The sequence below is a fragment of the Roseivirga sp. UBA1976 genome (assembly GCF_002336325.1).
Taxonomy (GTDB): Bacteria; Bacteroidota; Bacteroidia; order Cytophagales; family Cyclobacteriaceae; genus Roseivirga; species Roseivirga thermotolerans.
Map to the genome: position 1 here is coordinate 25833 of NZ_DDDQ01000008.1, position 10698 is coordinate 36530.

Consider the following 10698-nt stretch of genomic DNA (forward strand, 5'->3'; position numbering starts at 1 on the left):
ACAGGAGGCACTTTATTACTGTAATGGGCAGCTCAGCAAATGAGCTTGTATCCATAGCCTCTTACGTTTAGAATCTGAATGGAAGTATCTTGGCTAAGCTTTTTCCGGAGCTTGGTTATGAACACATCCATGCTTCGGGCATTAAAAAAGTCATCACTCCCCCACAGGGTGTTGAGTATTAGGGTCCTTTCTGTCAGGTCGTTTTTATGCAGGTATAATTCATGGAGCAGTTGGGCTTCGCGGTGCGTCAATTGCTCTTCCTGATCTTGAAAACGCAGTGTTTGTCTCGAAAAGTTAAAAGTGTACTGCCCTATGGATACGTCTTCTGAGGGTTGACCTCCTGCGTGTCGGCTGAGCAGTGCCTTTATGCGCACAATTAGCTCTTCCATAGAAAATGGCTTCTTTAGGTAGTCATTGGCCCCATAGCCAAACCCCTCCACCACATCTTCTGTACGGCTCTTAGCGGTTAGAAAAATAATGGGAATGCGGTCGTTCTTTTTCCTGATTTCCCTGACCAGAGAAAATCCGTCTTTTTTGGGCATCATTACGTCTAGCACCAATAGTTCCGGACCGGTTTGCTCATATTTGAGCCTGGCCTCTTCGCCATCGGCACAATAGATTACATCATAGCCTCTGGTTTCGAGGCTTTCTTTCACTATGGTGCCCAGGGCTACCTCATCTTCTGCCAAAAGTATCTTATGCTTTGCCATGGGGTACTTCTACTATAAAAGTGGTTTTACCGGGCTGCACACTAAGTGTTACCTCTCCGCTATGTTTTTCTACCAGGCTTTTGGTATAGAAAAGACCAATTCCAAAACCTTTTACGTTGTGAACATTGCCCGTGGGTATACGATAAAATTTATCGAATATGCGCTGTTGCTCCTGCTTACCAATGTGCCCCCCGTTGTCTGTCACTCGCCAGGCTATTTTATCGGTACTGGCCGAAAGCTCCAACTCTATCTGATTACCTCCATACTTAATGGCATTGTCCAATAGGTTGCCAATAGCATTTTCCATATGAAACACATCCATAAAAGCCGTTTCGCCAAGCAAATCGGTTTTAAAGCTCAGCTTTTTATCTCCTTTTATAAGGTAATAGCGTTCATAGATTTGCCGGGTAAAAGGCACAACCTCTACTTCCTCTAGCGAAATTTCAAGATCATCGGAATCCAAGGAAGCCGTTTCGAGTAGTTTTTCTACCATACCATTCAGCTTGCCGAGCTGATCTTTTGAAATATCCAGATACTTGGAGGTTTTCACCGGATCGTTGGCTTCATTGAAATTCGAAATACCTTCCAGAGCGGTAGAAATAGTAGCAATTGGGGTTTTAAACTCATGAGTAATATTGCTAATCAGGTCGTTCTTTATCTCGGCCAACTCCTTTTGCTCGCTGATCACCCTGTAGAGATACAGCAGGGAGCCAATAACCATAAAAGAGATAACCAGTGAAATGAGTAAATCCAGCCCTCCTCTTTTAAGAATAGCCAGAGAGGCATTTTCGAACCTCAATTGCAGCCGCTGATTTTTAGTTAGAAATGTGCTTTTGGAAAACACATCGAGCGGGTAATTTTCCAGATCATCGACAGGCTCTGATAGTAGTGTGTCAACCTTAGGCCTATTGAATGTAATCGCCCCATTTTTATTACTGCTTTCAACCACCTCTAGCCCTATCGGCACTGATTTGTAAAGCACCATCACATGGTTTACCCTTAGATTTCTTCGGTTCAACTCGTCTTGCAGGTGGCTTTTCAGAGCTTCGAGATTCAAATTGCTATTGGTTAACGATATGATTATTTTTTTGGCAAAGCCCTTAATCTGCTCCAGACTATCAGTAACCTTGATTTCTACATTGCCTGTATGCGATTGACTAAACAAAATACTATCGGAGATAGCCACAGAAGAATGGGCCATGTTTTGCCAGACACCAAATTTCTTAACGGGTGAGTCTAACTCTACTTTTGAGAGCTTGCCTTTCTGGAGACTTAGGGAATCCAGAAAAACAGACCAGTCGGTGGTTTTTCTAACCGAGTCTGACGAAGAGGTCCATGCTCCGCGAAAAACGATACCCGGCATAAGGGTATCGTTAGTATCCAGTCGCCTATACATTATATCTTGCCGAACCAGATCGGCAAAATAGCTGTCTATGCTCACATCCAGAGCCCGTTGCATATCTTGAATAAACCGCTCTTTGTTCAGGTCATAGTTCTGAACATTCCGATACACCTGCGTAGCAATGGTAATTATGGCTGTGGCCGTAATGAGATAAATTATACGTTTGAGTTTCAGAGCGTTCACAAGGCAAATATACACACAGAACTCACTTTCAATTTTGAGCTTAACACACGTTAACACTGCTTAACTCAATGTTTTACAGCGTCTATATTCATTTGTAGAGTGATAAACTCAAGTATTATGAAAAAGACTATAAAAACACTTTATCTATTTTTTGCTATACTGTTTTTTCTGAGCACTTCTGCTTTTGCTCAGAATTTCCAGGGCTACGCCACTTATCAGTCGTCTAGAAAGATGGACGGTTTCGGGGTTAAACTGGAGGGTGCCAGCCCCGATATGGAAGCCAAGCTGAAGGAGCAATTAAAAAAGCAATTTCAGAAAGAATACGAACTCAAGTTTAACCTGACCGAGTCGGTCTGGAAAGAAGTGGAAAGTCTGGATGGTGGACCTACTTCGGCTTCCTCTGGCGGTGTGGTTGTTCGAATTGCGGGTAACATGAGTGGGGTTACTTATAAAAACACAGCCGAAAACCTTTATTTACGGGAGTCGGAAGTATTCAATAAACCTTTTCTGGTGAACGATGAACTGGAAAGTAGGGAATGGCAAATAACCAACGAAACCAAACAAATTGGTAATTATACAGCCTACAAAGCCATTTACAACGACATTCGCGAAAGCCGCGTCATTTCTTTTAGTAGTAATTCTAACAAGCCTAAAGACGATAAATCTGAAGCCGAAATAAAAACAGATACCGTGCAGGTAGTAGCCTGGTATACTCCACAAATTCCGGTATCGCAAGGACCTGGCGACTATTGGGGCTTACCCGGGCTGATTCTGGAGCTTACCGATGGCCCAACCACCTATTTATGTACAAAAGTGGTGCTTAACCCTGAAGAAACTGTGGTTATTAAAAAGCCTTCAAAGGGCAAAAAGGTAACCCGTGCAGAGCTGCAGGCAGAAATGGACGCCAAGATGGAAGAAATGGGCACCAAGTTCAGCAATGGTAAGGGGGAAATGAAATTCAAAATAGGAGGCAACTAATTCTAACACCAGGCCCAAGTCAAAAACTTATTATATGAACAAGCTAGTCCTTTTAGTAGTGCTTTTAGCGGGAGCATTTTCAATTGCGCATGGTCAGCAAAAGGTAATTTTTAGTGGAGAGGTTCGCGATGATCAGGGAGCACCTCTGGAATTTGCCAATGTAATTGCCATTGATACGGTAAAAAAAACCATGGCGGCCTTTGCCGTAACTAACCCTCAGGGGCAGTTTAAAATCTCGCTGGAAAAAGACAGGGTGTATACCATTAAGGTAAGCTTTATAGGCTTTCTGCCATTTGAAAGAACCTATAAGGCAGAAGAAAGCAACTCTACCCCTTTTGGCATTGGCCTTACTACCGATGCCCAGCAGTTGGGCGATGTAGAGGTGGTGAGTGAAATGCCGGTGCTTATTCAGGGCGATACGATTACCTACAAAGCCGAGGTTTTTACACAAGGCAACGAACGAAAATTGGGCGATGTACTGAAAGACCTGCCGGGGTTTGAGGTAGATGCAGACGGAGGAGTGAAAGTGCAGGGTAAAAGTGTAGATAAGGTTTTGGTTGATGGCAAGGAGTTTTTTGAAGGAGACACCAAACTGGCAACCAAGAACCTACCGGCCAACGTGGTAGATCGGGTGCAGGTTCTTCAGAACTTCAATGACATAAGCCCACTGAGAGGGGTAAACAACAGCGAACAGCTTGCCCTGAACATTCAACTAAAGGAGGATAAAAAGAGTATGGTGTTTGGTGACCTGAAACTTGGTGGCGGACCTGAAGGGCGTTACCTGGCTCATGTAAACACATTTTACTACGACAAGAAAACCAATATCAACCTGATTGCCGATGCCAATAACGTGGGGATTCCGGCCTTCAGTATGAGTGACTATTTCCGGTTTTCCGGAGGACTGGGGGGCTTTTCGAGAGGTGCCGGCTCATCCATTCAAACCACATCCAATCAGCTGGGCATTCCAATGGCTGAAAGAAACAACGCCAAGTCGCTAAAAAATGAACTTGGGGCTCTCAACTACAATTTCACCCCTTCTAACAAATGGCAGATTAATGGTTTCGCCATAGGATCTCGGGTAGACAACACGCTTGGGTCTATCTCACAACGCACCTATGTGCTTCAGCCGGGCAACAATACCGAATTACTAACCTCCGAACAGCAGGTAGAGAGCACTTCCGGTTTGTTCAAGTATGGAATTAAATACATGCCTAACCCCAATCTGCAGGTAGACTATAGTGGCTTTGGGCGTTTGGCGAGTATAGAAAACCTCGACTTTCAGAACTCAACTTTTGGTAATCAGTCGAACGACATTAATGCCGCCACTACACAGGAACCTTACAGCATTCAACAGCAACTTAGGGCATTTTGGGCGGCAACAAACAAAGACATATGGTCTTTTGAAGGCAGCTATTCTCATGAAATACAAGACCCTACTTACAACCTTGTAAATTCAGGACAGCCGTTTGCTTCTATTATTCCGATGACTGGCAACAGCCCTTACAACCTCACACAGCTTAGGTATGTGGCTACCAATAAGTATGAGTCTGCCCTCAATTATTACCGCATTCTCAACAAAACAAACCACGTAAACTTTAAGCTGGGTAGCAATTCAACCAGTCAAACACTCAATTCAAGCATGTACGAAACGTTGGACGATGGCACGGTAAATGAGTTTAGTCAAAGCAACCTGGTAAATCTGGTGGACTATACTTTTGAAGACTATTATCTGGGTATTCTTTACAAAACAAAGTTCGGTCCGTTAGAAATGAGCCCTTCGTTGAACTTGCACCGATACAAGGTGTGGAACAACCAAAATGATTCACAAAACGGTTTCGACAAGACTATGCTGCTCCCTGGTTTCTCTGCCCGCTATCAGTTTAGAAGTTCTCATACGCTCAACCTCAACTATGCCGTAACTGCAGAGTTTACAGATGTGCAAAATTTTGCTGAGGCTCTTGTGGTGAGAAGTTACAACTCGCTATTCCGGGGAAACACTGATCTCAAAAACAGTCTCTACCATAGCCTGAACCTTCGCTACTTCAACTTCAACATGTATAACTTCCTAAACCTGTATGGCGGGCTCAATTATTCCAAACGACTGGATGATGTGAGCAACATTGTGCAGTTTAACAACCTGGAGCGGGTAAACTCGCCCATCAACATTAATGCAGCCAATGAGGTGATGTCGGGTTATGCAAGTTTCGACAAACGACTGGATGCTTTCCGGTTCAACCTGAGCGCCAACTGGAGTAGAAGCACCAGCAATAACATTATATCTGACACCCCTAATCAAAACGTTAGCTTCAACCAAAGCTACAAGGCCACCATTACAACCACACTCTTTAAAAAGCTGTACCTCGATTTCGGATATAGCCTGGCTCTGAACAACTATGAGGCAAGGAATACCACCAGCCAGTTTGAAACCCATCAGCCATTTGGCAACCTGGAGATTGGTTTTCTTAAGGGCTTTACCCTAAATGCCAACTACGAGTATAATAGCTATGTATCTTCTACCAATCCCACTCAGACTTTCGATTTGCTCGATGCCGAATTGCGGTATAGAAAAGAGGGTTCTCCCTGGGAGTTTAAGGTAGAAGGAATGAACCTGTTGAATACCACAGGCATTCGAAGAGACTCTTTTAGCGAGAGCCTCATTAGCACCTTTGAATATTTTATTCAGAAGCGCTACTGGGTATTTAGTGTAATGTACGACTTATAGAAATGACTGTTCTTTGCGAACCAAATCTGAGCTCAGAGGTTCGCGAAGAACGGTTTAACTCCTATTAAAAAACTCGGTCATCTTAGCGATAACAAAATCCTGCCGGTCATGTTCCAGGCCAGGATAAACAGGCAGCGAAAGGGCTTGGTTCTGAAGTTTAAAGGCAACCGGAAAGTCGGTTGCTTTTGTATTTACAGTTGAGTAGGCCTTGGTAAAGGGCAGGGCCTTCGGATAGTGGATCTGAGTTTGAACACCGCAATCCTTTAAGTAAGCCTTCAAATCATCACGATGCTCTATTAACACTTGAAAGACATGGTATACATGCTCATTGTTATCGGCTTTATGGGGCAATTGTACAGCTGAAATACCTTCTAAGCCCTTAAAATAGCGCAAGGCCAGCGCATTGCGCTCCTTATTCCAACAATCAATATATTTCAATTTAATGTTCAACACTGCCGCCTGTAGGGTGTCCATGCGGCTGTTCACACCTGCAAACTCATGGTCATGTTTGTCTAAAGCCCCGTGGTTGGCCATCTTTCGGCAAGCTGTGTACAATGCCTTATCGTTTGTTACAATCGCTCCGGCATCGCCCAAAGCCCCAAGGTTCTTGGTCGGATAAAAGCTAAAGACTGCAGCATGGCCAATGGTGCCTGCCATGGCACTGTTCTGTTGGGCAAAGTGTGCCTGGGCACAGTCTTCAACCACCCAAAGTCCATGAGCCTCGGCCACCTTCATAAGAGAATCCATATTGGCCATTTGACCATAGAGGTGTACCGGCACAATGGCTTTTGTACGCGGGGTAATCTTTTCTTCGAGTTGTGCCACATCAATGCAGTAAGTTTCTGCATCAACATCCACAAACACCGGTACCGCTCCAAGGTTAGAAACCACCTCGGCATCTGAAATCCAGGTCATGGCCGGAACCAACACTTCATGCCCCTGACCAACACCCAGCATCTTGAGTACTATAAAAAGCGCGTCTGTGCAATTGCCAACGGCCAGGCAATGTTCAACCCCCAGCTTTTGAGCAAAAGCCTTTTCAAAATTGGTGACGGCACTACCATGCACAAAATACGACTCATCCATAACCTGACGATAAGCTCCGTCAAGCTCTTCCCTTAGCGAGTCATGAATGGGTTTTAAATCTAAATAGGGAACTCTCATTGCTGAAAGATAAAGAAAAATACTCCTGAGAGCAGTCTCTGCTATGGGCACTATTATTAAATTAGACATTCATTTAACACATAGTAACTATGGCTAGTCCTGAAGAAATGTTGCAAACCATGATTGCCAATATGGCTGAGAAAACCGGAAAAACACTTGAAGAGTGGAAGGCCGTGCTCCATAAAGCAGCGCTTGGCAAACATGGAGAGATAATGAAGCTTTTGAAAGGCGAGTATGGTGTGAGCCATGGTTTTGCAAACACCATTGCACAGCTTTACCTGAAGCCCGAGTTGCTAGAGAAACAAACCGCCTCTGATGATTCGCTAGACCGGGAACTTTTAAAAGGTAAAGAAGATATTGCCCCCCTCTTTTACACAGTAAAAAATTTGTTCAAAGCACTTAAGGGCGAGGTAGAGTTTGCCTACAAAAAAACCTATATCAGCCTGCGCACTCCCAAAAAGCAATTTGCTCTTCTGCAGCCAAGCACAAAAATACGCTTAGATATTGGCCTTAACCTAAAAGGGATTGAGCCCGAAGGTAAGATTGAAGCTGCCGGAAGCTGGAATAGTATGGTCACCCACCGCATCAGAATTCAGCAGGTAGAAGACCTTGAGGGTTTGCAGGCGTGGTTTCAAAGAGCTTACGAAGCAAATCTTTAGGGGCTTGCCCGACAAATCTCCTCCCAATGCCCAACAAGTTTCAACCCATAGCATTTCAAGATTTAGACGATCTGTTTGCGTTTTTACCGGAAGAAGAGCTGAGCCTTGTCAACACCCTGAGAAACCTGGTGTATGAGTGTATTCCGGAAGTGAAAGAAAAACTAAGCTATAATGTTCCGTTCTTTAGAGCGCGAAAAACCATATGCTTTATTTGGCCGGGTTCCGTGCCATGGGGCGGTACATTCGAAGGTGTACAGTTTGGGTTTGCACAGGGTCATTTACTTTCTGACCAAACCTACCTGACCTCAGGAAAACGCAAATATGTAAGAACCAGAACTTATAAAAAGCTAACTCCCGAAGATTTGGAAACCCTGAGAGGTCTGTTGTTCGAGGCGGCCGATTTAGACCGCTCAAAGTAATTAAGAACTCGTAAGCATTGCCACTCCACAAAGAGCCAATCCTTCTTTAGGAAAACCAATCTGTGGAGGGCAATATTCATTTTAGGCATTCACTGTAGCTGGTGCATATGTAGTATAGCCCTGAGCTCCCGGGGTATAAAAGGTGCTCTGATCGGGTTGTGCCAGTGGCAGGTTTTCTTTCATGCGCGTAACCAAATCAGGGTTGGCAATAAAAGGAACCCCAAAGGCTATCAGGTCGGCCTTGCCCTGCTCGATATCTTTCTGAGCAGAATCTTTTGCATAAGCTCCATTCAAAATCAGAGTCCCGGAAAACTCTCTCCTAAGCGTTTGCTTAATAGAATCCGGAACCGGAACTTGGGTCATGGCAGACATATCGGCCATATGTAAGTAGGCAATACCCATGGCGTTGAGTTGTCTGGCAATAAATTCATATTGCGCATCTATGCCTTCGAATGCTCCCATACTATTGAACACACCGTATGGAGAAATTCTCACACCCACCTTATCTTTTCCAATAGCATCAATAGTCGCTTTAGTTACCTCAAGTAAAAATCTGGACCTGTTTTCGCCACTTCCTCCATACTCATCGGTGCGCTGGTTGGATTTTGGATTTAGAAACTGGTTGATCAAATATCCGTTGGCTCCATGAAGTTCTACCCCATCAAACCCCGCCTCCACGGCCAGCCGGGCTGTTTCGGCATATTCCTTTATGGTGCTTTTTACTTCTTCCAGGGTCATTGCCTGTGGTTCAGAAATGGGCAGCATGCCCTCCCCATCCACATACATTTTGTCGAAAGGAGCTTCTACACCTATGGCCGAAGGAGCCAATACACGGCCACCTTTCGGAAGATTCTTCTCATGAGAAACTCGCCCGGTATGCATTATTTGTAAGAAAATCTTGCTCCCCTTTTCATGAACGGCATCGGTAACCTGCCTCCACGAAGAAGCCTGCTCTTTGTTGTAAATAGCCGGAATTCGCGGATAACCGACACCATTGGGTGATGGAGACGCTCCTTCGGTAATTATAAGGCCGGCTTCTGCGCGTTGAGCGTAATACTCAGCCATCAGCTCATTGGCCATATTGCCAATGGCTCTTGACCTGGTCATGGGAGCCATCACCACCCTGTTTTTTAGGTGCAGGGCTCCTTTTTCATACGGTTGAAATAAATTAGACATTACTTATTTGTTTGCTTTTAATTTTCTCAATCAGCCCTCACAACAGCATGTACATACATATGATTTCATGAATTGGGACTTTTTTGCCCCACCGCCTTTAAAGCTCCTGTAATACAGGCAGATATCTCTTTACTTTTTTCTTACTCCATCAACACTCCAGCTTGCTCTCACAGAAAAGCTCTGGCTCTGGCCATTTTACCATAGGCTATCGCTAAATTGAAGTCATGTCGAACACAGGGTTAATTATTGAAGAAAGAAGCCGCGACATTGGCGACTTTATGGTTGGGAGACTTATTCCTTTTCGAAAAAAGCGTATGGTGGGGCCTTTCATATTCATCGACCATATGGGGCCTTCTCTGATTCAGGATGGTCATTATATGGATATAGGCCAACATCCACACATTGGTCTTTCTACTCTTACTTATTTACTGGAAGGTGAAATAATGCATCGCGACTCTTTAGGTACAGAGCAGTTGGTAACGGCCGGTTCAGTGGGTTGGATGACTGCCGGCCATGGCATTGTGCACACCGAGAGAAGCCCGGATCATCAGCGAAATGGTGGCACATTTCCTATTCATGGGTACCAGATTTGGGTGGCTCTACCTAAAGACAAAGAACAGATAGACCCGCAATTTTCATACACGCCCGGCCATGAACTGCCCGAATGGCAAACTGATTCCCTACGGTTTAAGCTTATTGCCGGACAAGGCTTCGGAAGGCAGTCGCCCGTTCCAGTATTCTCCTCTTTGTTTATGCTAAAAGTAGAAGCTAGCAACGAAGCTTCTTTACAAGTTAGTGGTGAGCTTAAGGGCGAAATTGGCGTATGTGTGGTTAGGGGGCACATTCTGGCCTGCAATGAGCGTATTGAAAAAGGCAATATGTTGGTATCTAAAGAGGAAGACATGTGCCACATAACACTGGCTAAGGGATCTTTGGTGTTGATTTTTGGTGGGGAAGCATTTCCTGAAGAACGGTACATTTACTGGAACTTCGTCTCTTCTGACAAAAGTGTGATTGAACAAGCCAAACTACGCTGGAAAAACAAGCAGTTTAAAATGGTTCAGGGCGAAAAAGACTACATCCCTTTGCCGGAATAATGTACTCAATCAGACGCATTATATACCGTTCCTTTGGTTGCCTAAAGGTTCTCCAGATCAATTGATTGATATTCGGCTTATGAAAGATTTTAGCCTGGTAATTGAAGAACTACAGGTTCGAGCAGAAGGAACCAATAACCCTCACCTTAAAGAAGCGCTTGAGAAAGTAATTGCTCTGCTAAAACATC

9 protein-coding genes are annotated in these 10698 nt (G+C 44.4%); 5 read left to right on the forward strand and 4 right to left on the reverse strand.

Annotation, left to right across the window (positions count from 1 at the left end):
* Positions 1-32: 32 nt before the first annotated feature.
* Positions 33-710: a response regulator transcription factor gene (locus tag B3763_RS00650; RefSeq protein ID WP_286742546.1), complete on the reverse strand. Its 678-nt coding sequence runs from the start codon at positions 708-710 to the stop codon at positions 33-35.
* Positions 697-2295: a sensor histidine kinase gene (locus B3763_RS00655; RefSeq protein WP_286742548.1), complete on the reverse strand. Its 1599-nt coding sequence runs from the start codon at positions 2293-2295 to the stop codon at positions 697-699. The genes B3763_RS00650 and B3763_RS00655 overlap by 14 nt, the downstream gene beginning before the upstream one ends.
* Positions 2296-2412: 117 nt before the next feature.
* On the opposite strand from B3763_RS00655, the gene B3763_RS00660 reads away from it, so the two are divergent.
* Both B3763_RS00660 and B3763_RS00665 read left to right on the forward strand, forming a co-directional pair.
* Positions 2413-3273: a GLPGLI family protein gene (locus B3763_RS00660; RefSeq protein WP_286742549.1), complete on the forward strand. Its 861-nt coding sequence runs from the start codon at positions 2413-2415 to the stop codon at positions 3271-3273.
* 34 nt (positions 3274-3307) lie between these two features.
* Complete coding sequence (locus tag B3763_RS00665) at positions 3308-5995, forward strand: carboxypeptidase-like regulatory domain-containing protein (RefSeq protein WP_286742551.1); 2688 nt, start codon at positions 3308-3310, stop codon at positions 5993-5995.
* Between the two features lie 54 nt (positions 5996-6049).
* On the opposite strand, the gene B3763_RS00670 is transcribed toward B3763_RS00665, so the two are convergent.
* Positions 6050-7228, reverse strand: a complete 1179-nt coding sequence (locus B3763_RS00670; protein WP_286742553.1) for a DegT/DnrJ/EryC1/StrS family aminotransferase — start codon at positions 7226-7228, stop codon at positions 6050-6052.
* A 20-nt stretch (positions 7229-7248) separates the two neighbouring features.
* Between B3763_RS00670 and B3763_RS00675 the strand changes: the two genes are divergently transcribed.
* A complete protein-coding gene (locus B3763_RS00675) occupies positions 7249-7818 on the forward strand; it encodes a DUF4287 domain-containing protein (protein WP_286742555.1) in 570 nt (189 codons plus the stop codon).
* Between the two features lie 26 nt (positions 7819-7844).
* Positions 7845-8237, forward strand: a complete 393-nt coding sequence (locus B3763_RS00680) for a DUF1801 domain-containing protein (protein WP_189631483.1) — start codon at positions 7845-7847, stop codon at positions 8235-8237.
* Between the two features lie 81 nt (positions 8238-8318).
* Here the strand turns inward: B3763_RS00680 and B3763_RS00685 are convergent, their stop codons facing one another.
* Positions 8319-9413 (reverse strand): alkene reductase, encoded by a 1095-nt coding sequence (locus tag B3763_RS00685; protein WP_286742557.1) that lies wholly within the window; start codon positions 9411-9413, stop codon positions 8319-8321.
* A 224-nt stretch (positions 9414-9637) separates the two neighbouring features.
* Here B3763_RS00685 and B3763_RS00690 point away from each other — a divergent pair, with 224 nt between their 5' ends.
* Positions 9638-10510, forward strand: coding sequence for a pirin family protein (locus tag B3763_RS00690; RefSeq protein WP_286742559.1), 873 nt, complete (start codon positions 9638-9640; stop codon positions 10508-10510).
* Positions 10511-10698: the final 188 nt, after the last annotated feature.